Here is a 19,665-nt window from a genome sequence, read left to right as displayed (position 1 = left end):
GCGTAGTATGCTGGACTTCGATCTTGGTGTTATACTAGCAGATAACGTCGATACAGTCAATACTTAAAGTCAGTGCTGGGTTGATTATTGGCTTCCTCGCGTATCCTCTCTGAAGGTATTGAATGGGGCCGCCAGAGCAATGTTCTTCATGCTTAGTCAAACACCTTAGACCTTCTCAGGAGACGTCTCGCTTGTGCTATCCGATCCGACGAAGATAGAGACTTCCGAGCGGCTGAGAGCAACTCGTCTTCAAGGACGAGGTATGGTAACGCAGCGCGCCGTAGTGCGAGCCATAGATCAAATAGGGCGCGATTACCATTACCACGTTGCGATGTTTGAACAGACCACTCGCTTAAAGCTGCTTGAACTGCTTCTTGCTGATCAGTAGACAGATCATCATTTTCCTTGGTAGGCGAGGGAAACGTCAAGTGCTCTGTAGAACCATCAATGTAAGATGATTGCTTCAACCAAAGCTTGACATTGAGTGGCACTCGATTGTTGTCATAATCCTTATAAAACGAATGCTGTGGTTTTTGAGCCTGACAGGGCAAACCGGAGAGATACGACGGATTAGGCCTGTAATCGAGACCGCTGTATTTCGCCGCCTTGTCTGAGCCGTTAGAATCCGTTTCTCGAGATCTTTTCTGGTAACCGTTTGAATGAATCACATACATGATCTCATGATAGATCGACTGATATTCGTGTTTCAGCATTGGGCGATCTGTCAGAATCCGCATCCTGAATCTCGGCTTCCTGCGCGTGTGGCGATAAGAGTTGTATGCCGTCATCTCCACCGTAGGAAAAATTGACGTCAATTGATCCCATGTCAAATCACCGTCTTCGAAATCAAGCCAGACATCGCGAACGAATTCAACGTTGTCGGTATGCCTTGTCGATCCATCGTTTCTATCTGCATTAAACATCGCACCACTGATCATATTGATTTCGTCTTTTGCTTGGAACGAGTTGCTATGCATATCTCTGAGTTGCCTTTTCCATTCGATCTCTTTCATGCATATCACTTGTGGTTCTGTGTCTTTCCAGTTGTTGAAGTATGAACCACGGAAGTTTCGGACGAGTTGATCTATTGATGTATAGGAAGATTCGTCCGAGTTATCCCATATCAAAGACTTACTAATGAAATCGTGAGACAAGTTATCCGCAAAGCGGGTGCGAAGCACCGTATCATTCGCCTTCTTGCTATCACTTGCTCGTTTCCTATCATTGTCTGTCGCGTGTTTCCTTTTCGGGCCGGGGCGTAACTGTGCAGATTGAGGTATATCTAACGACACGATCGCTGAACCGGGTAATCGTTGTTGAAGCGACTCAGCATCGAAACGAGACGCCACAACAATCTTCTTCGGGTCTTTAATATTGTCATTCCGAATCGAAGTTCTCATCACCGCTTGGTAGATCTGCAGATTCATCGACTCACGCTGCCTATCACGGTCGAAGCCATAAACCTTAGACAGGAAGGCAGAGTTTTCCTTCCTGTGGTTGTATGCTCCCAGAACGACAGCGTGATGGATATGCTGATAATCATTCAATCCATGGGACACTCCGGGTAGCATCTTTCCGTTGTTGCAGTTCTTCAGGATCGTGCGGTCTTTGTAATCTTGATTCTCCGACCACAAGAAGGGATCGTCTCCCATGACTTCGATGACTTTCAGGCGAAGGTGGTCATCGTTCTGCGCAATTAGTTTGTCTCTAAGTGTCTTTGAGTTAGGCTGATCATATCCATAGTAGATCGTAACCGTATCATTGGTAGGATGATTTGGTCTTAGTAACTTCCCTTCAAGCTCTTTGTCTACCGACCACTTGACGCCAAGCTCATTCCAAACATGATACAGAAGCGTCGACTCAAAACCGGCAGCAACGATTGTCACCTTTTCGAAGCCCTCAAAGATCGAAGGCTTAACGATGGTATGCACGATAAGACTTGTTCGGTCCTTTTCGTTCTTGATGAGCTTGTCGAACTCAGTGGTCTTGACCCAATTCACATTGTTGTTGTTGAGAAGGTTCTTGGCGGTGCCCTGAAGCGTTGCGAAAAACTCGTCCCCTTTCTTGTTGTCAGCGATGCTCTTGATGGCAGTCTTGTTTGCGACCTTCAAGACACCGTAGACAGACGATGATGCCTCGATAGCCAGATGATCTGTCAGCGTGTCATGACTATCCGGAAGATTAATCGTGAAAGAGTTATAGATCGAAGGTGCCTCATCCATTATGATCTGCCACCGTCCCTTGATTGGAAAGTATGGAAGACTAAACAAACATGCGTGGGTAATGAGCACAACTTCACTGCCGAAATTCGATTGGCTTAAGTGTTGGACCACTCTCGCCACAACGGACTTTGAGTCATCTTCAGTGCCATAGAACACGTTCAGTTTCACACTTGGAAATCGATCTTGAAAACTTTTCGCGAGTTGATCGATAAGCTTCCTGGTTGGTGCTGCGATAAGTGTCTTTTCGAATTCGTTATAACGGTTCGCAGTTATCGTGATGAGGGCGTGACTCTTCCCTCCACCAGCGCGAACGCCGACAAAGTTGTATTTCACATTCTTACTTTCTGTAAATTAGAGTATTATAGATTTATTTGACGGATATTTTGTTGTATCAGAAGTATCGACGGTGTTATTTCGTAGTTCATCACACCGTCGATCAATTCGTGTTATAGCTACATCACGCTAATAATCTGCGTAAGACGAGCATAAACTGCGTCTATGTCTTCCAAGTAATCATTCAGCTCCTGACGAGCATAGCACAAAGCGAGTCTATGCTCTGCACCGACAGAAAAGCATCCATCGTTGGTGTCTTGAGATTTCAGCATGACATCGAGAACTCGGCCAAACCAATCCTTCTTTCTCATAAGTAAATTCTCGTCGGCATCCCTGACATTGTAGGAGAGGCCAAACTCTACGACTCTGATAGCTTCTGATAAGATCATTAGACTATCAGTGACTGATAAGTTATTTATGGTCACGTTTGGAAACAGAGAGTCGATTTCTGGATTTCCGTTCTTGATTTCATGCGTCGAAACAATATTGTGACATTTATCTATAATCATTTACTCTTTCTCATATGTTGATGACTTAGGCTTTTATTATACACGAACTTACATCGTCGCTAGGTTCTTAGAACTGGATTCTTCCGAGCACAGAGTTTCAGACAGTGAATCAGTTGATTATGAACAATCCATAGGCTCTCCATCTGGACGACCTAAGGCCGCCAAGTGAGAAATTTTGGTATTTCAATATACTGTTACTGTCTTGGACGCTGCGGAACTAAGCCAAGCTATGATCTAAGGCTTGCTGCCTTTGATCTTCATTTTTTATACACAGGCTACACGTGCCTGTCAACAGTCATTAGGCAAAATTTATAATATCTGTTTTTTGTTTTCCAGTCAATCGGAAAGTGGTTTCTGACTTACAGCGAAATCGGACAGATAAAATAATGCTTGGCGGCCTGCTCCACCCCCATCAAGACCGAATTAGGAAGGCATCCATCTCAGCTTGCCGACAAAAAAGCTCACAACCGCTGGTCCGATTGATCATCTATTTGGTCGCGGGAAATAAGTTCTTCAGATAGCAGCTAGGTTGGACGATTAACGCGCCCAGATCGAGGTTGATGTCGGTAAAGGGACCATGGACCGGAGTGACCACGACAACGCTCTCACAAAAGCCTTTCACAGCCTTCGTGGGAGCGGCATCATCATAGAAGTGTTGTGAGGTCCGTGGGTCCGAGAGGCGTGCCGTTGCGGTCTCGTTGGGAAACCATTGTTTGATCGCAACAGGCGTTTAATGCGACAATGGTTATGCGGCTTCCTCGGCTATCCTTGCGAGCTTCTTGCTAATGTCCTCAGGCCGTGCTTCGTCCCTTGTAACGAATCGGTAGAGTAAGGAAACTTCAAAACAAGTTCCTGTATTCATTTTATAAAAATTGTTTAAGCAATAGAAACTTGTAATTAAATAAACTTAGACACTAACTTGATGATCCCACACCATTAAGTCGGGTAATTTACAAGCATTAGCATCACTTATGCCTCGTCGATCATCATACCAAGCTGTTTCGGTGTGATGCGGGAAGGTTGACTTGACGGATGCACAGAACTCTCACACAAGACGGTCAAGCGATCATCCATCATCGACGTAAGAGCTTGATGTTGTATAGTGCTTGGAGGTTCGAGTCCTCTTGGCCGCACCAACTCTTTCGTTTCGATCCGAGCGAAGAGTTGGTGCCTGTAACGGATGACGGGCTGCTCGAGGAGCGGCGCCTCTCCGTGAACGACGATTTTACGATCAGCGCGATACGGGGGCGACCGGCGGTGCGGGCCCGGGGTTTTACCGTGTCTCGGCTCCGGTCCGGGTTCCGACCCCCAAGCTGAACCGTTGCTGTCGATGGCCTTCAGCCGCGATGCAGCGCCCGGCTGCCACTCTCCTGATGCGGCCGAATATCGAGGGCCGCCCTCTTGCAGGAGATCGGCCATGAAGACGTTTGCTGTGCTGTCGGCTGCTGCGCTCATCGGCATGGGCGCCCTGACCACCTCGCCCGCCGAAGCGCGGGGCGGTGGCGCCCTCGCGGCCGGTCTCATCGGTGGCCTCGCTGCCGGGGCCCTGCTCGGTGCCGTCGTGTCGGAAGCCCATGCGGGCCCCGCCTACGGCTATGCACAGCCGGATTACGGCTACGCCCCCGCGCCGCACCGGTACGTGTACGAGGCCCCCGCCTACGAGACACGGCGGATCTCCTACGAGCGCGAACCGGTGGGCTATGGCTACGCCCCCGCGCCTCGGCGTTGGCACCGGGATTGCGATCGTCCCGACCGCGACGACCGGGGCTACCGGGAGGATCGCCACTTCGGCTACGGCGGCTGGTAATCGGGCAGGCGCCATACGGCTCCGCCGCGACAACCGCCTCACACCGTCTTCGCTTGATCGCCTCGGTCTCTCGCGAGCGCGGGTGCCTTCTCCCGCAAGGAGAACGACAGGGTGACGTGGGCGACCATTTCGGATTGCCCACTTCCCTCACCCCGACCCTCACCCGAACGGGAGGGGACCTGATCCGCCTGTGTCCGCCGGGATCATCACCCGGAGCCCGTCTCACGATGCCAAGCGCGAAAAACCGGGGTGATGCTCCGGCTGGTCGCGCTCGGCTATGGCGACGCCGATCTCGAACAGCAGCAGATCGACCAGACGCCGCATGACCGTCGTTCCGGCTTCGTCGACAAGGTCGCGCGCGACGATGCAGTGTTTGGCCAGAGCGTCCAGCGGGTCGTCGTCGGGCAGGCAGATGGCGAGCATGGTGGTGTCTTTCCGGGTCATGCGCAGGCGCTCACGCGGCAAGGTAGGAGTAGGTCGGCGCCAGGACCGATGCGCCGTCGCCCCGCACGGTGCGGAGGCGGGCCAGCGTCCGCTCGTCGAACTCGGCGGTGGCGGCGATGATGTCCTCGCCGCTGATGGTGTGCGGGAGCCCGAGCGGGCGGGCGCGGAAATGCAGCTGCACCACGTGGAGCAGGTAGAGCGTCGGCATCTGCAGCACGAGTTGGCGGACGCCGTTGCCCATGCCCCATTCGACGATGCCGCTGAGAAGCGCGAGCGAGACCGGGTTCACGGCCTTGCCACGGGCCCGGTGCGACCGCGCCACCGCCTGCCGGGTCCACTCCCAGGTGTCGTAGCCGCTCGGGCGCTCGCCTTCGCAGAGTTGGGGCATCACATCGGACAGGAGATGCGGCCGGGTGGTCGGCAGGAGCCGGCTATAGCCAACGACACGCTCCTCCTCGATTGCTAGAAAGTGGATGGCGTGCGGCGTATCGAATTGATCGATCTCGCGGCCATCCGGACGTGTCAAGTCGGTCCAGCCTTTTTCGACGACGAACACGTCATGACGCAGGCGCCAGACCTGCTCCATTTCTTCGCGATAGTTGTGTTCGTTCGCTGGAGTAACGATATGGATCATGTCGAGCTCTCCGATTGTGGAGATAGTCTTGACATGTTCGATTTTTGCGGCGTACTACGGGAATCCGTAGGGTCTCGTCCGGCCGGAAGCGCCGCGCCTCAGATGATCAGCCCGCGCCGCAACGCCACCGCCACCGCCTGGGTGCGGTTGGCGCTGCCGAGTTTCGAGCGGGCCGAGCGCAGGTGGAAATCGACGCCATGGGTCGAGATGCCCATCACCGTGCCGATCTCCCAATCGGTCTTACCCTCCGCCGCCCATTGCAGGGCTTCGCGCTCCCGCGGAGCGAGGTTGGCCGCCACGGCGCTGGCGCCCTGTCCGCGCATGAGCAGCAGGTGGCCGAAGGCGTAGGTGGCGATGAGGTGCAGCATCGCCCGGTCCGCCGGGTCGATGACCAGGCGCTCGCCCGAAACGCTGAAGCCGGCGATCTGGCCATCGAGCGTCATCAGCGGAATGGTGATGCCGTCGCGCAACTGGAAATCGGCGGCCTCGTCCATGACGCGGCGCGCCACGGGATCGTCGGGATAGGAATCGCGCACTTCGCTCCAGGCGAACGGCGTGGTGTTGGTGCACAGGCGCCGGACCGTCGGGTCCTTGAAGGCGTAGCCCCGTGCCAGATAGCGGCGCCCCCAGTCGCTGGGAAAGGTGTTGAGGAGGACGTGGCCGTTCTGCTGGCGTGACGGGGTGCCGCGTGTCGGGACGGTGCCCGCCATCACGTGCGCCACGCCGAGATCGGACAGTTCCGAGACGAGGAGCCGGGCAACGTCGTCGGCACTGGCCGTGCGGTCGAGAGAACGCAGGAAGCCGAGCGTCTGGTCGAGGGATTTGCGTGTCATCCCGAGGTCTCGATGAGAAAATTCACGTCGGGCAAGTGAACTCGGACTAACTCTAGATTGTCAATATGAGGAACGATACCAACCTCGCGGCGATTTCGTCCGTCCTGGCTCACGCCCGATGGCTTCGATCCGACCGCGCTTGTTCGCCCGCACGTTCGTGAGGCATCGGAAAGCTGAACCCACCTCGCTCCGGTCGTCGTCGCGATCAGCCGAAGAGGTCGACGGTGACGAAGCCGCGGGCTTCCAGGCGTTCGGCCAGGACCCTGCGGTGGCAGCGCGCCGGCTCGCGTTCGAAGCACAACAGGCAGGTCGGCGCCTGGGTGGCGAGCGCGCACAGGGCGTCGAGGGCAAGACCGCCATCGGCGGTGTCGAGCACCTCCTCGCAATAGATCCGGCGCATCAGCGCGGCATCATCGGCCCGCGCCGCTTCGCGCCCGGATTTCGGGGTGCCGAGAGTGCGGGCGTGTTCATAGACGATGCCGGCTTCTTCCAGCCCGGCCTTGAGCGCGCCCTTGGAAAAGCCGCGCTTGCGCGAATTCGCCACCGCCCGCACATCCGCGAGGGTCGCGACGCCGGCACCCGCGATCGCGGCCAGGAACCGCTCCGAATCGAGGCCTTCGTAGCCGATGGTGAACAAGGTCTTCGACATCGGACCTCAGGGAGAAAACGCTGAATGGCAGACGGTACTTATCGTCGCCGTCGCGGCGCTGCCAATGGGGATAGCCGGATCTATGTGTCTTGCCCGCAACGACTTCCGGAATTCCGCCGCATTGCCGTCAAAGGTCTGTTAACCGCGCACGGGCATCCCTTTAGCCATGAGCGTACGGCGTAACGTGATGATGGGTCGGGCATCGATGTCACTGAGGAATGGGACCGCCCCGACGCGTCTCCGCACGGCCACGGTCTCCCGGGCCGCCCTGCGCTGGACCCGGCGCGCCGTCGCTGCCGGATTGCTCGCGAGCCTGGCCGCCTGCGCCGGCGACCCGACCTTCTACCCGACTAACGGCGACGCCAAGCCCCATCCCGGCGTCGCGCGGGCCAAGCAGCACCCGATCCAGGGCATCGATATCTCGAAATGGCAGGGCCCGGTCGATTGGGCCTCGGTCCGCGGCGCCGGCACCCAGTTCGTGTTCATCAAGGCCACCGAGGGTGGCGACCACGTCGACGAGCGCTTCCGCGCCAATTGGGATGGCGCCGCTCAGGCCGGTGTGCCGCGCGGGGCCTACCACTTCGTGTTCTGGTGCCGCTCCGCCAAGGACCAGATGGACTGGTTCAAGAAGAACGTGCCCAACGATCCCACCGCCCTGCCCCCGGTGCTCGACGTGGAGTGGAACGGCCATTCCCAGCTTTGCCCGAAGAAGCTTCCCAAGGCGCAGGCGCTGAGCATGATCCAGTACATGCTCGACGAGATGGAGCGCTATACCGGCAAGCGGCCGATCATCTACACCGACATCACGTTCCATAAGGACGTGCTCGAGGACGAACTGCCGGATTACCCGCATTGGGTTCGCTCGACGGCGGCGGAGCCGGAGCAGCGCTATGCCAAGCGCAAGTGGATGCTGTGGCAGTTCACCTCGACCGGTCGGGTGCCGGGCGTGCGCGGCGATGTCGACCGCAACGCGTTCTACGGCACCACCGCCGAATGGGCGTCGTTCCTCTCCACCGATTGCGATCCGCGCTACCACCGCGATCTGTCCGACCGCGGTCTCTGTACCGAGAAGTAACGGGCCCCGGGTGGATCGGGGCTCTCTACGCCCCTGCGCCGAGGACGCAGATCAGCACCGTCCCGTAATGGCAGGCGGTGGCGGCGAGCACGAAGGCGTGCCAGATCGCGTTCTGGTACGGCAACGACCGCCAGACGTGGAAGACCACCCCGAAGGAATACAGCAGGCCGCCGATCGCCAGCAGCCACAACGCGTTCGACGGCAGCCGGGCGATCACCGACCCGTAGGCGATGACGCCGCTCCAGCCGAGAAGTAGGTAGAGGCCGATGGCGGCCCGATCGAACCGGCCCGGCAGGAGGAGCTTCAGCGCGATGCCGATCCCGGCCATCAGCCAGACCGCTGCGAGAAGGGCCCAGGCGGTCGTACCGTTGCCGACCAGGGCGACGAGGGGCGTGTAGGTTCCGGCGATCATCAGATAGATCAGCGCGTGGTCGGCGCGGCGGAGCAACCACTTGCGCCGTCCCACCGGCCACATGTTGTAGGTGGCGGACACGCCCAGCATCGAAACCAGGGCGGCGGCATACACCACCACCGAAGCCCGCTCGGCCAGTGCGAGGGGGGACATCGCGGCCTGCATCACGATGGCGATGGCGCCCGCCAACCCGAAGGCGACGCCGAGGAAGTGCACAACGCCATCCGCAACCATTTCGCGACGCGTGTAGTGCCAGGTCAAGCCCGCGGGGCGCCCGTCCTCTGCCAACAACATCGCTGACTCCAGCTCGTCACTCCAAGTCGTCCTGCGAAAGCTACGCTTGGACATCGCAAAGCGTTCCCGGCGAAAACTACCGAGTTACGATCGTCCACAGGAAGCTGTCAGGGGCCTCCACACAACCGTGCGCGAGACCGACTGCCGAACACACGGCGCCGGTCCCCGGAAGCACGTTTCGAACCAGCGACGCTCAACCCGGAAGAATGCCCGGGAATCGGCTTGCGATGACGAGTGCCCACACCGCCCCGAGGAGTCCGGTCAGGCCAAACACGATACGCCGGGTCCGGCGGTCGCGTCCGCGGCGCACGGGAGCCTGCTCCGCGCTGCTCGGAATTGTCTCGTCCTTGGGTTTCGCGTGCTGCATTCAGCCTTGTCCTGGTTGGAGCCCCATAACGGGCCGATCATCGTCCCATCGATGCGCGGACCATTCGTGCCGTGCGAAGACGTGAAACGCCGCTGACGGCGATCGGTTCGTTGCAGTGCAAGATAACAGCGCGCACGATCGTTGATCGGGCCGAATCGCGGCGCACCACCTGCGAGGTGCGCTGCCTCACGACACGGTGGAAGGGGCGGATTAGGCCGCGCTGCGACCCGCCAGGGCCTCGAAACCGAAGGCCGCACCGGTTGCCGGTCGCATCGGGACGGCCTTCACGCTCCGGCTCAGCCGGGCATGGACGGTGGCCATCATCAGCACCGCCATGGCGAAGACCTGATGCGCGAGGCCGGCCCAGAGCGGGACCGCCAGCAGCAGAGTCGTCACCCCGAGGGCGGCTTGCGCGAGACTCAATCCGGCGATGCCGGTGGCCCGGCGTGCGACGGCACTACCCGCCGCGACCCGGCGGGCATCGAACGCATGGATCAGCGCCACGCCGAGGAGAAGATAGGCTGTCAGACGATGGTTGAACTGCACCAAGGCATGGTTGTCGATGAAGTTCTCGATCCAGGGATTCACGAAGAACAGCTCGGACAACGGCGGAACGACATGTCCGTTCATAGTCGGCCATGTGTTGTAGACGAGACCCGCCTTGGACCCGGCCACCAGGCCACCGAGGAAGATCTGCGCCACGACGAGGCCCATCAGAACCTGGGCGGTTCGGCGCAGACGCATCGGCACGAGCGGGGGCGCTGACGGGCGCAATCCCGCCGCGAGCCAGACGAGGCCGGCGAGGATCAGGCTCGCGGTGGTCAGGTGCAGCGCCAGCTTCAGAGGCGCCACCGCCGTCATGCCCGGCTGCAGGCCCGAGGCCACCATGACCCAGCCGATGGCGCCCTGGAGGCCGCCGAGCACGCCGAGGCCGAGGAGACCGAGGCCGAGACGGCGGCTCAGCATCCCGCGCCACCAGAACCACAGCAGGGGCAGGAAGAACACGAGGCCGACGATCCGCCCGAGCAGGCGATGGCCCCATTCCCAGGCATAGATCACCTGGAAGTCGGCCAGGCCCATTCCCTGGTTGAGGATTCGATATTGCGGCGTGTCGCGATACTTCTCGAATTCGGCCGCCCAATCGGCGCCCGAGAGCGGCGGGATCGCACCGGTGACCGGTCGCCATTCGGTAATCGACAAACCCGAGCCCGTGAGCCGCGTGGCCCCCCCCACCGCCACCATCGCCACCACCAGAACGGCGAGCAGGTAGAGCCAGGCGCGCACGGCGCGACGCCCATCCTGCGGTGAGGCGATGACGGGGTCTGAACTCATGACCTTTGAACTCATGGCGTGAAAAATCGCATCCGCTCGAAGGCTCTCGGCCGGGGCGCGCCCTCGCCCGGAGAGCCGCGCTGATAGCCGAATTAGACACCCCATGGCGTCGGGGCAACGCCTGCCAGCGCCGCACCAACGAGCCCGCAATTCTCGTTGACCGTCTTTGGCGAGGCGCTCCGGGCGCTCGCGTCAGCCTGCGCTCAGGGAGCGTCCGACAACTCCCGCATCCGGTTGAGCGCCAGCAGGTCGAGCACCGCGACCACGAGCCAGGGTCCGGCTATCCCGATGAAGAAGGTCATCTATTCCGCCTCTCGCCGCGCGATGGTGCCCGAAGGTCCGAGCGGTGATGATAGGCGACCTGTCCCGGTCCGCAAGCAGGTCTGTGCGTCGGGTCGGGCGGGCCCGGTCACCAGCTCCAGACCAGCCACGCGATCACCGCCGCGCCGAGGCAGCGGCGCCAGGGGTTCACGCCGCGGGCGATTTCGTCGAGGGCCCAGACCGCGAGGGCGATCGTGCCGAGACCGCTGAGAATCTGGCCCGTCCGGCCCGTCGGCGCGAACAGCCATTCGGCTGCGGCACAGGCGCTGAACAGGATGAGCAGCGCGTTCGGCCACTGGCCGATCGTGATCGCGCCCGTGTTCCGGTTGCGGAAGAACCAGTCGACGACACCGGCCAAGGCGGTCAGATCGGCCGGGTGACTTCGGCCTGACGCATCGGTGCGCAGATCTGCGGCGAGACCTTGTCGAGATGCTCGCAGGCATTGCGGAGATACCAGCCGCGCAATTCCGGCTGGGACGGCGCGACATACATGCCCACCAGCACGAACCCGACGGCGCCGACGATGAGGAGAGTGAGAAGGTTACGCATCTGGCAACTCCGGTAGCCGGCCGTGATCCGTCGGCCATCACTGGCGACGCGGTGATGCCTGTCAACACGACTATGCATCAAAAAGAAACAGCCCGCGTGCCGTTTTCCGGCAGGCTGGCTGTAAGGGGTCGGGGGGATCGAAGAAAGCTGGAGATGGTCGGAAGGACGAGAAACTTGAAACCTTGGGACTGTCGAAGGCTGTTGAGACCTGTCTGAACAACGACGCGATACGGCCTAGGTTCCGGCCCCAGCTGTTATTTTTCCAAGGCTCGGACTGGCTCGAACGAAGGCTCAGGCTGCCTCGAACAACGGAACGATCCGCATTCCCGGCACCAGCACCAAACCCTTGTCGGTGATTCGGATTTCCGGGATGACCGAGAGCGGAATCAGGTTGAAGCCCATATAGGGGATCGTGCAGCCAGCCCGCTCCCAGGCCTGTTTCAGGATGCGGACTTCCTCGGCCACCACCGTGACGCGCTTGTCCGATAGGAGCCCCGCCACCGGCAGCGGCACCATGGCGACGACCGCGCCGTCTTCCACCACGCAGACCCCGCCATGCACGGCGCTCACCGCGTCGAGGGCGATGCGCATGTCGGCCTCGTTCAGGCCGGCGACGATGATGTTGTGGGAATCGTGGCCGACGCTGCTCGCCACCGCCCCGCGCTTCAAGCCGAAGGCGCGCAGCAGGCCGTGGGCCGCGGTCCCGGCCCGGCCATGGCGCTCGATCACCGTGACGAAGCAGAGGTCGTTCTGAGCGAGCGTCGTCGGCCAATCCGGTTGCGGGGTGAGCGCGAAACGCTCGTGGACCAGTTCGATGCCCGGCAGCGTCGTGCGGATCGCGTTGACCGTGCAGGGCGCCGCCGGCAGGTCGGGGATCAGCGCCGGCAACGGCTCGGGCAGATGCACCGTGGCGTAGGCGGCGTCCGGGTAGCGGTAGGGCCGGGACAGGGCCGCATCGAGGAGCGGCGTGATCCGGCGATCCTCGACCACGAGCTTCCCGCCATACCAGGTCGCCTGCGGCACGAGATCGTCGTTGAGCAGGACGAGGTCGGCCCGGCGCCCGCCGCCGAACCCCCCGATCTCGCCGTCGAGGCCGTAGCGCGTCGCCGGATGGAGCGAACCCATCGCCCAGGCCTGGACCGGAGGAATTCCCATGCGCACGGCCTCGCGCACCACCCAGTCGAGGCCGAAGGCGAGGAGATCCTGCGCATCGCGATCATCGGTGCAGACGCAGACCCGCTTGGCCGACGCGCCGTAGTTGAGCACGGTGCCGATGGCCTTGGGCAGGCTGTGCCAGGGCGTGGTCGGCGGGCCGCCGCGCAGGTAGATCCACACGCCCGCCTCGAGGAGGTCGTCGGCGATGTCCTGGTCGATGGCCTCATGGGTGTCGGTGACGCCGCTGGCCGCATAGGGCGCGACGAAGCCGCGCCCGTAGATGTGGCCGGAGACCGGGCGTCCGCGCTCCAGCGAGGCGGCGATGATCGCATGCGCCCGTGGATCGCCCTCGCAGACCGCGACGAAATCCATCTTCTCGCCGAGCCCGATCGCCTCGGGCCAGGCATCGAACAGGGCCGCGATCTTGGCCGCCGTGAGATCGCCGCCGGCTGTCTCTAAAGCCGGTGAGGTCGCCGGCACGGTGCTCGGCACCGTGAGGTAGATGTTGAGCGGCGCCTCGCGGGCGTCCTCGAGCATCCACGCGATGCCCTCGGCGTCGAGGACGTTGCCGATCTCATGGCTGTCGCAGACGATGGTGGTGGTGCCGTTGAGGAGCGCGGCCTCCGCATAGGCGCAGGCCGTCACCATGCTGCTCTCGATGTGCAGGTGCGGATCGACGAGCCCCGGCGCCAGCAGGCCCCCCTTCGCGTCGTAGCGCTGCGCCGCGCCCGTATAGGTGCCGGCGGAGAACACGGCGGCGATGCGGCCGCCCGCGATCCAGACCTCGCGATCGGGCAGGATGCGTTCGGAATAGGTCGACATCAGGCGTGCGCCGGTGATCACCAGGTCGGGCTCGGCGCGTCCGGATGCCACCGCCGCCAGACGCCGTGTCATCGCGCTGAGCGGTTCGACGGAAAAGCGCGTCAGCGGCAGCGTGTCGGTCATGCGGGTTTCCGAGGGTTTGGCGATCGAGGGGTCGACGTCAGGCACGACGGCGCATGCATCGTGCCAGAATTCCGGGATGTTCGGAGCCTGCAGGCCGGGATCCCACGGCACGGGTTGCCAATCTGCCGCGCTCGCACCATTTAGACCTCAGCCGGTCGCGACTTCTGTCGCTCGACTGGAGACGGCCACGATGCCAGCCCCTGGGCGACGCCGGATGTACGCGCGCCCTCGGTCTGCGTTGCGTGGCCGTTGGCTTTTGTCATTCCCGTCCGTCCAGCGTCCGAGCATCGTTGTCCCATGGCCAAGCGTACGAAGTCCAAACCGCAGGAGCGTGGTTCCGTCCTGTTCGATGTCCTCTACGAGGACGAGTCCCGCGCCTCGAACCGGCGCGTCCCGATGGAGATCCTCGGCGGTCTCGACGGTGACGAGCCGGCCCGGCAGGTGATCGAGGAGCAGGACCGCGTCATCGCCGAGAAGTCCGGCCGTCCGCTGCGGCCGATCCGCAGCCTGACGCGCTCGCCGATCCGGGTGCCCAGCGCTGTTGCGGGCGACTAGGCCTTCTTCAGGAATTCGGTCTTCAGCACCAAGCCTTTGACCTTGTCGGCGTTGCATTCGATCTCGGCAGGGTCGCCGGTGAGACGGATGTTCTTGATCAGGGTACCGCGCTTCAATGTCGTCGAGGTGCCCTTCACCTTGAGATCCTTGATCAAGGTCACCGCGTCGCCGTCGGCGAGCTTGGTGCCGTTGGTGTCCCTGGTCTCGTCCATGGCCGATCCTCAGGCCATCGGCGGGGTGTAGGGCTGACCGGCATCGGTGAGGGCCCGGTCGACGGCCTCGATGGCCAACAGAACGCGCATCAGATCCTCGGCCGCCGACGCTGCCGCCAGTTCGCTCGCACCGATGCGCTTCGACAGAGCATTGCGCTGCCGCGCCAGGCTGGCGCGCGCCCGGTTCAGGTCCGTAATTTCCTCGGGCGTCATCGTTTCATCGTCTCCCTGTCCTCGCTCGATGCGGTCCGGTCATTGCGGCCGCCACGCGAGGCGCATGAGCGATGCCGCCTTTGGCGCGCATGCGCAATGCCGGAATGACAGGACGCGGTGGTCTGCCACCGCCGCGCGAACCGGCGCCACCCGAGGCCGCACCCCAAAAAATCAGAACAGCGCGCCCTGGGCGTCCTCGTCGCTCGACCGGGGACGATCGGCGGGAGGCTGAAGGCTGTCGGTGCGGGTCCGCTGGGGCGTTTCCAGCGGCACGACGAGGTCGGGCGCGTCATTGCGCGCATCGTTCACCCGGGGGCCGACAGGATCGAGGGTGAGCCAGTCTTCGGGACAGGGCCGGCACAGGGCAGCGGCGGGGCCGGGCTCGACGCCGCGCGTATCGAGCCAGGGCTCGACCTGTTCAGCCGACAGGATCGCCGGCATGCGGTCGTGGATCGCGGCGAGCACGCCGTTGGCACCGGTGGTGACGATGGCCGCGGTATCGATCTCGGAGCCATCGGCGCCGAGCCAGTTCTCCCACAATCCGGCCAGAGCCATGGGGGCGCCATCGGCGCGGCGGATCATGAAAGGGGTCTTCGTCGCCGACTTGCCGCTGCCCTCGCGGCGCCACTCGTAGAACCCGTCGGCGAGGAACACGCAGCGGCGATGCCGCAGCGCCCCGCGAAAGCTCGGCTTCTCCTGGATCGTCTCGACGCGGGCGTTGATGACGAGGGGAAAGCCCTTCGGATCCTTCAGCCAACTCGGCCACAGGCCCCAGCGCACCAGCCGGAAATGGCGCGCGCCCCCCTCCGCGATCACCAGCGCCACCGGCTGGGTCGGGGCGATGTTGTAGCGGGGCGGAAAGTTCGGCCGCTCGGGATAGCCGTAGAGCTGTCGGAAGATTTCAGGCGCCTGGAGCGCGAAGTAGCGACCGCACATGGATGGATCATCAGCAATCCGCCGCGGCAGGGCAAGCCCCGTCGCGGCGGGGCAGACTCAGGCGGCGCGGACCGTCGCCAGGAAGCGGTTCACTTCTGCGCTGAGGTGTTCCGATTGGCGCGACAACTCGGAGGCCGAGGCGAGGACCTGGGTCGCGGCGGTACCGGTCTCCTCGGCGGCGCTGGCCACCCCTGCGATGTTCGCCGTCACTTCACCGGTTCCCATGGCGGCCTGGGCGACGTTGCGGACGATCTCCTGCGTCGCCGCGCCCTGCTCCTCCACCGCGGCGGCGATCGAGCCGGACACGGTGTTGATCTCGCCGATGCGGGCGGTGATCGCGGCGATGGCCTTGACGCTCTGCCCGGTCGCGCCCTGGATCCGGCCGATCTGGGCGCCGATCTCCTCGGTGGCCCGTGCAGTCTGGCTCGCGAGTTCCTTCACCTCGGATGCGACGACGGCAAAGCCCCGTCCCGCCTCGCCGGCCCGCGCCGCCTCGATCGTCGCGTTCAGCGCGAGCAGGTTCGTCTGGCTGGCGATGTCGGAGATCAGCTTCACGACGTCGCCGATCCGGGTGGTGGCCGCGCTCAGTTCCTGGACGAGGGCTGCGGTCTCCTCGGATTCGCGCACCGCGATTTCGGCGAGGTTCGCCGACCCCTGAACCTGACGCCCGATCTCCTGGACCGACGAGCCGAGTTCCTCGGCTGCCGCGGCGACGGTGCCGACATTCGACGCCGCCTCTTCGGCCGCTGCGGCGACGGTGGTGGACTGGCTCGCGGTCTCGGTCGCCGTCGCCGTCAAGGTCCGCGCCGTGGCCTGTAATTCGGTGGCCGACGACCCGACCATGCCGATGATGTCACCCACCGCCGCCTGGAAGCTGTCGGCCATGTCGCGCATGGCCTGCTTGCGCTGGGCCTCGGCTCCGGCGCGGGCCTGCGCGGTCTCCTCCTCAAGGTGCTTCATGCGGATAAGGCCGGTCTTGAACACCTGGACTGCGTCCGCGATGCCGCCGATCTCCGTCTTCCGGCCCTGATGCGGGATCGTCACCCCGAGGTCGCCCGCCGCGAGGGCGGTCATCGGCGTCACCACCGAGACGATGTCGCCCGAGACGCCCCGGATGATGATTGTGGCGAGGATCGCGGCCGCCAGTGTGCCACCGAGCGCCGATGCCCACGCGATGGTCCGGGTTTGATCATAGGCCGACGTGGCGGAGGCGACCGCCACGTCCGCACCCCGTCCGTCCAGGGCGACCAGATCTTCGAGCGTCTTCACCAGGGCGAGCCGGGTCGGAAGCGCCGTCTTCTCCATGAGAGCCCGCGCGGCCTCGCCCTCGTTGCGCCGTGACAGCACGAGCACCGGCTCGACTTCCTGGAGATAAGACTGCCACTGCGTCACGAAGCGGTCGAACAAGTGGCCTTCCTCGGGGGAGCTAATCAGCCCGCGATAGGTGCCGATCAACTCCTTGATCTTGGTCGTACGCTGGCCGATGTCCTGATCGATCAGGGCCATCTCGGCCTCGTCTTGCGAAGCGATATGACGGTAGATGTTGAGGCCGTGACGCGACGTCCAGGTGTTCAACCCTTCGGCCGTCCGGACGCTCGGCAGCCAGTTCTGGCCGAGGTCGACGACGCTACGGTTGACCGTCGCCAGACCCATCACGGAAACGCCACCGAGGGCGGTGATGATGAGGGCGAGAAGCGTGAAAGCCCCGATGAGCTTGGTGCGGATGGAGAGATTTCGCATGCGAATTCCAGGCCTCCTGAAAGGCCGGATCAGATTGTCTACTCCATCCGGCGTCGGGATAAGCTCGTATCCCAACTCAGTTAGTTTTCTCTAAATTAGAATTTTTTGGTGATTGATAAAACGGCCTCGGCCATCGCTAGTTGTATTGAGTAATACGGTTCTATGCTGATGACTGAGTCGGTCGGCAGTTAGAGCCACTTTTTCCATCTGAAGAATACGTAAGGCAGCACCGCTGCAACCACCATCATCACGACTGCCATCGGATAGCCGAAACTCCAATCGAGTTCGGGCATCGCCTTGAAGTTCATGCCGTAGATCGAGGCGATTAGCGTCGGTGGCATGAAGACGACTGCCATGACCGAAAACAGCTTGATGATGTTGTTCTGCTCGAGGTTGACCAGCCCGAGCGTCGCGTCGAGCAGGAACTGAATTTTCGAGGACAGGAAGGTGGCGTGCTCTTCCAGCGATTGCAGATCGCGCAGGGTCGAGCGCACGTCCTCGCGCAACTCGCGCGGCGCCTTGGCGGTGCGGTAGGTCGCCGACAGCGCGAGCAGGATGCGCTCCATCGAGACGAGGCTCTCGCGCTGCTTCGAGATCAGGTCGCCGTGGCGGCCGAGTGCCCGGAGGGTATCCTGCAACGCGGTGTTGCGGGCCGACGGATCGGCCTTCTCCTCGAAGATCTTGCCCGACAGCCGGTCGATGCGCTCGCCCTGGAGCTGGAGCACGTCGGCCGCCCGGTCGATCACCGTCTCGATCAGGCCGGCGAGGATCGTCTCGCCCGACGGCACCGCCGAGGGACCGTTGCCGGTGGAGCGGCCGGCGCGTTGGGTATACATCCGGAACGCCTGCGGCTCCTCGTACCGCACCGTGACCAGGCGGTTGCCGCGCAGGATGAAGGTGATGCCGGCGAGACCCGGCTCGTCGCCGTCGCTGACCTTGCTCAGCACCCGGCCGGTCATGTAGCGCGCCCCGTCCTCGACATAGAGGAGTTCGGAGGGCTCGATGTCCTTCATCTCCTCGCGGGTCGGCACCGAAATGCCCATGAAGGCCTCGACCTTGAGGTCCTCCTCCCGGCTCGGGCGGATCATGTCGAGCCACACGGTGTCGTCGGGGATCGGGTCCTGCAATTCGAGGGAACGGCGCTCGAGCAGGGTTTGCCCGGCGCCGGCGACCGGCTGGTGAATGAAGATCACGGGTTACGTCTCAGGCGAAGGCCCCGGGAGGCGGTGTGCTCGCATCCGGCACGAAGAAGTCCGGCGCAAGGGGAACGTCGGGTGTGACGCGGTATTTTGAAAAGTCCGTGACACCCTGCTCCGCCAGGAATGTGTCGTCGATCAGAAAGCGACCGGTGATGTCCCGAGACGGCATCAGGAACAGGGCGTGGGCGGCGTCGGCGATGATGTCGGGGGTGCGGCTGGCCTGCATCAGCGCGTCGCCGCCGAGCAGATTGCGCACCGCCGCCGTCGCGATGGTGGTGCGCGGCCACAGGGCGTTGACCGCGATGCCCTGACGCCGCAGCTCGCCCGCGAGCCCGAGCACGCAGAGCGACATGCCGAACTTCGCCATGGTGTAGGCCAGATGCGGCGCGAACCATTTCTCCGCCATGTCGAGGGGCGGCGACAGCATCAGCATATGGGGGTTGTCCGCCTTGGCCAGATGCGGGATCGCGTACTTGCTGACCATGTAGGTGCCCCGGGTGTTGATCTGATGCATCAGGTCGAAGCGCTTCATCTCGGTCTGCGGCGTCCGGGTGAGCGAGATCGCGCTGGCGTTGTTCACGACGATGTCGATGCCGCCGAAGGTCTGGGCCGTGGTCGCGATGGCGGCGGCGACGCTGTCTTCGTCGCGCACATCCACCAGCAGCGGCAGGGCCCGGCCGCCGGCGCGCTCGATCGCCTCTGCCGCCGTGTGGATCGTGCCCTCCAGCTTCGGGTGCGGCGTGTCGGTCTTGGCCGCGATGGCGACATTGGCCCCGTCGCGGGCGGCCCGCAGGCCGATGGCGAGGCCGATGCCGCGGGAGGCTCCGGTGATGAACAGGGTCTTGCCAGCGAGCGATCCGGTCATTGCGTCGTCCTCATGGGCGCTCTCCAACCACCGGCAATCCGGTTCGTCGGGACAGCGCGACAAA

Annotated in this window: 20 protein-coding genes; 3 read left to right on the top strand and 17 right to left on the bottom strand. The window is 62.4% G+C overall.

What is annotated here, in order from left to right:
* Positions 1 to 152: 152 nt before the first annotated feature.
* A complete protein-coding gene (locus G3T14_RS05375; RefSeq protein ID WP_163640787.1) occupies positions 153 to 2,555 on the bottom strand; it encodes a DEAD/DEAH box helicase family protein in 2,403 nt (800 codons plus the stop codon).
* Between the two features lie 119 nt (positions 2,556 to 2,674).
* Positions 2,675 to 3,064, bottom strand: a complete 390-nt coding sequence (locus G3T14_RS05370; protein ID WP_163640785.1) for a hypothetical protein — start codon at positions 3,062 to 3,064, stop codon at positions 2,675 to 2,677.
* Positions 3,065 to 4,481: 1,417 nt separating this feature from the next.
* On the opposite strand from G3T14_RS05370, the gene G3T14_RS05365 reads away from it, so the two are divergent.
* Positions 4,482 to 4,871, top strand: a complete 390-nt coding sequence (locus tag G3T14_RS05365) for a hypothetical protein (protein WP_246732931.1) — start codon at positions 4,482 to 4,484, stop codon at positions 4,869 to 4,871.
* Between the two features lie 222 nt (positions 4,872 to 5,093).
* Here G3T14_RS05365 and G3T14_RS05360 read toward each other — a convergent pair whose 3' ends face one another.
* From G3T14_RS05360 to G3T14_RS05345, 4 genes are all read right to left on the bottom strand, one after another.
* A complete protein-coding gene (locus tag G3T14_RS05360) occupies positions 5,094 to 5,315 on the bottom strand; it encodes a hypothetical protein (RefSeq protein WP_246732929.1) in 222 nt (73 codons plus the stop codon).
* A 10-nt stretch (positions 5,316 to 5,325) separates the two neighbouring features.
* A complete protein-coding gene (locus tag G3T14_RS05355; protein ID WP_163640783.1) occupies positions 5,326 to 5,949 on the bottom strand; it encodes an acyl-homoserine-lactone synthase in 624 nt (207 codons plus the stop codon).
* Between the two features lie 98 nt (positions 5,950 to 6,047).
* On the bottom strand, positions 6,048 to 6,782 hold the full coding sequence (locus G3T14_RS05350) for a LuxR family transcriptional regulator (RefSeq protein WP_163640782.1): 735 nt from the start codon (positions 6,780 to 6,782) through the stop codon (positions 6,048 to 6,050).
* Between the two features lie 205 nt (positions 6,783 to 6,987).
* A complete protein-coding gene (locus G3T14_RS05345; RefSeq protein ID WP_163640780.1) occupies positions 6,988 to 7,431 on the bottom strand; it encodes a DUF488 domain-containing protein in 444 nt (147 codons plus the stop codon).
* Positions 7,432 to 7,636: 205 nt separating this feature from the next.
* Here G3T14_RS05345 and G3T14_RS05340 point away from each other — a divergent pair, with 205 nt between their 5' ends.
* Positions 7,637 to 8,506: a GH25 family lysozyme gene (locus G3T14_RS05340; RefSeq protein WP_163640778.1), complete on the top strand. Its 870-nt coding sequence runs from the start codon at positions 7,637 to 7,639 to the stop codon at positions 8,504 to 8,506.
* Positions 8,507 to 8,531: 25 nt separating this feature from the next.
* On the opposite strand, the gene G3T14_RS05335 is transcribed toward G3T14_RS05340, so the two are convergent.
* From G3T14_RS05335 to G3T14_RS05315, 5 genes are all read right to left on the bottom strand, one after another.
* Positions 8,532 to 9,212, bottom strand: a complete 681-nt coding sequence (locus G3T14_RS05335) for a hemolysin III family protein (protein WP_163640776.1) — start codon at positions 9,210 to 9,212, stop codon at positions 8,532 to 8,534.
* 577 nt (positions 9,213 to 9,789) lie between these two features.
* The gene (locus tag G3T14_RS05330) at positions 9,790 to 10,911 is read right to left on the bottom strand and encodes a COX15/CtaA family protein (protein ID WP_246732928.1); all 1,122 of its coding nucleotides are present in this window, start codon (positions 10,909 to 10,911) and stop codon (positions 9,790 to 9,792) included.
* Positions 10,912 to 11,320: 409 nt separating this feature from the next.
* The gene (locus G3T14_RS05325) at positions 11,321 to 11,590 is read right to left on the bottom strand and encodes a hypothetical protein (RefSeq protein ID WP_163640772.1); all 270 of its coding nucleotides are present in this window, start codon (positions 11,588 to 11,590) and stop codon (positions 11,321 to 11,323) included.
* Between the two features lie 5 nt (positions 11,591 to 11,595).
* Positions 11,596 to 11,781, bottom strand: a complete 186-nt coding sequence (locus G3T14_RS05320) for a hypothetical protein (protein ID WP_163640770.1) — start codon at positions 11,779 to 11,781, stop codon at positions 11,596 to 11,598.
* 291 nt (positions 11,782 to 12,072) lie between these two features.
* Positions 12,073 to 13,881 (bottom strand): adenine deaminase C-terminal domain-containing protein, encoded by a 1,809-nt coding sequence (locus tag G3T14_RS05315; protein WP_163640841.1) that lies wholly within the window; start codon positions 13,879 to 13,881, stop codon positions 12,073 to 12,075.
* A 297-nt stretch (positions 13,882 to 14,178) separates the two neighbouring features.
* Between G3T14_RS05315 and G3T14_RS05310 the strand changes: the two genes are divergently transcribed.
* Entirely contained in the window at positions 14,179 to 14,436 is a 258-nt protein-coding gene (locus G3T14_RS05310; RefSeq protein WP_163640768.1) for a hypothetical protein, read from the top strand.
* On the opposite strand, the gene G3T14_RS05305 is transcribed toward G3T14_RS05310, so the two are convergent.
* The 6 genes from G3T14_RS05305 to G3T14_RS05280 all read right to left on the bottom strand — a co-directional run bounded on the left by G3T14_RS05305 (position 14,433) and on the right by G3T14_RS05280 (position 19,601).
* A complete protein-coding gene (locus tag G3T14_RS05305) occupies positions 14,433 to 14,648 on the bottom strand; it encodes an alkylphosphonate utilization protein (RefSeq protein ID WP_163640766.1) in 216 nt (71 codons plus the stop codon). The genes G3T14_RS05310 and G3T14_RS05305 overlap by 4 nt on opposite strands.
* 9 nt (positions 14,649 to 14,657) lie before the next feature.
* Positions 14,658 to 14,861 carry a hypothetical protein gene (locus G3T14_RS05300; RefSeq protein WP_163640764.1) on the bottom strand — a complete coding sequence of 68 codons (204 nt, stop codon included), beginning with the start codon at positions 14,859 to 14,861 and terminating at the stop codon, positions 14,658 to 14,660.
* 171 nt (positions 14,862 to 15,032) lie between these two features.
* A complete protein-coding gene (locus tag G3T14_RS05295; protein ID WP_163640762.1) occupies positions 15,033 to 15,797 on the bottom strand; it encodes an SOS response-associated peptidase in 765 nt (254 codons plus the stop codon).
* A gap of 57 nt (positions 15,798 to 15,854) precedes the next feature.
* Positions 15,855 to 17,543 (bottom strand): MCP four helix bundle domain-containing protein, encoded by a 1,689-nt coding sequence (locus G3T14_RS05290; protein ID WP_163640839.1) that lies wholly within the window; start codon positions 17,541 to 17,543, stop codon positions 15,855 to 15,857.
* A 182-nt stretch (positions 17,544 to 17,725) separates the two neighbouring features.
* Complete coding sequence (locus G3T14_RS05285) at positions 17,726 to 18,730, bottom strand: magnesium transporter CorA family protein (RefSeq protein ID WP_163640760.1); 1,005 nt, start codon at positions 18,728 to 18,730, stop codon at positions 17,726 to 17,728.
* A 10-nt stretch (positions 18,731 to 18,740) separates the two neighbouring features.
* Entirely contained in the window at positions 18,741 to 19,601 is an 861-nt protein-coding gene (locus G3T14_RS05280) for an NAD(P)-dependent oxidoreductase (protein WP_163640758.1), read from the bottom strand.
* Positions 19,602 to 19,665 lie beyond the last annotated feature (64 nt).

Origin of the sequence: Methylobacterium sp. BTF04 (assembly GCF_010692745.1) — a bacterium.
In the GTDB taxonomy this organism is placed as follows: Bacteria; Pseudomonadota; Alphaproteobacteria; order Rhizobiales; family Beijerinckiaceae; genus Methylobacterium.
This window is presented reverse-complemented; position numbering and strand designations above follow the sequence as displayed.

What these genes read in the sequence shown, in the direction of transcription:
- G3T14_RS05370 (WP_163640785.1), bottom strand. Translation starts at nt 3,064, where the DNA reads ATGATTATAGATAAATGTCACAATATTGTTTCGACGCATGAAATCAAG.
- G3T14_RS05365 (WP_246732931.1), top strand. Translation starts at nt 4,482, where the DNA reads ATGAAGACGTTTGCTGTGCTGTCGGCTGCTGCGCTCATCGGCATGGGC.
- G3T14_RS05360 (WP_246732929.1), bottom strand. Translation starts at nt 5,315, where the DNA reads ATGACCCGGAAAGACACCACCATGCTCGCCATCTGCCTGCCCGACGAC.
- G3T14_RS05355 (WP_163640783.1), bottom strand. Translation starts at nt 5,949, where the DNA reads ATGATCCATATCGTTACTCCAGCGAACGAACACAACTATCGCGAAGAA.
- G3T14_RS05350 (WP_163640782.1), bottom strand. Translation starts at nt 6,782, where the DNA reads ATGACACGCAAATCCCTCGACCAGACGCTCGGCTTCCTGCGTTCTCTC.
- G3T14_RS05345 (WP_163640780.1), bottom strand. Translation starts at nt 7,431, where the DNA reads ATGTCGAAGACCTTGTTCACCATCGGCTACGAAGGCCTCGATTCGGAG.
- G3T14_RS05340 (WP_163640778.1), top strand. Translation starts at nt 7,637, where the DNA reads ATGTCACTGAGGAATGGGACCGCCCCGACGCGTCTCCGCACGGCCACG.
- G3T14_RS05335 (WP_163640776.1), bottom strand. Translation starts at nt 9,212, where the DNA reads ATGTTGTTGGCAGAGGACGGGCGCCCCGCGGGCTTGACCTGGCACTAC.
- G3T14_RS05330 (WP_246732928.1), bottom strand. Translation starts at nt 10,911, where the DNA reads ATGAGTTCAGACCCCGTCATCGCCTCACCGCAGGATGGGCGTCGCGCC.
- G3T14_RS05320 (WP_163640770.1), bottom strand. Translation starts at nt 11,781, where the DNA reads ATGCGTAACCTTCTCACTCTCCTCATCGTCGGCGCCGTCGGGTTCGTG.
- G3T14_RS05315 (WP_163640841.1), bottom strand. Translation starts at nt 13,881, where the DNA reads ATGACCGACACGCTGCCGCTGACGCGCTTTTCCGTCGAACCGCTCAGC.
- G3T14_RS05310 (WP_163640768.1), top strand. Translation starts at nt 14,179, where the DNA reads ATGGCCAAGCGTACGAAGTCCAAACCGCAGGAGCGTGGTTCCGTCCTG.
- G3T14_RS05305 (WP_163640766.1), bottom strand. Translation starts at nt 14,648, where the DNA reads ATGGACGAGACCAGGGACACCAACGGCACCAAGCTCGCCGACGGCGAC.
- G3T14_RS05300 (WP_163640764.1), bottom strand. Translation starts at nt 14,861, where the DNA reads ATGACGCCCGAGGAAATTACGGACCTGAACCGGGCGCGCGCCAGCCTG.
- G3T14_RS05295 (WP_163640762.1), bottom strand. Translation starts at nt 15,797, where the DNA reads ATGTGCGGTCGCTACTTCGCGCTCCAGGCGCCTGAAATCTTCCGACAG.
- G3T14_RS05280 (WP_163640758.1), bottom strand. Translation starts at nt 19,601, where the DNA reads ATGACCGGATCGCTCGCTGGCAAGACCCTGTTCATCACCGGAGCCTCC.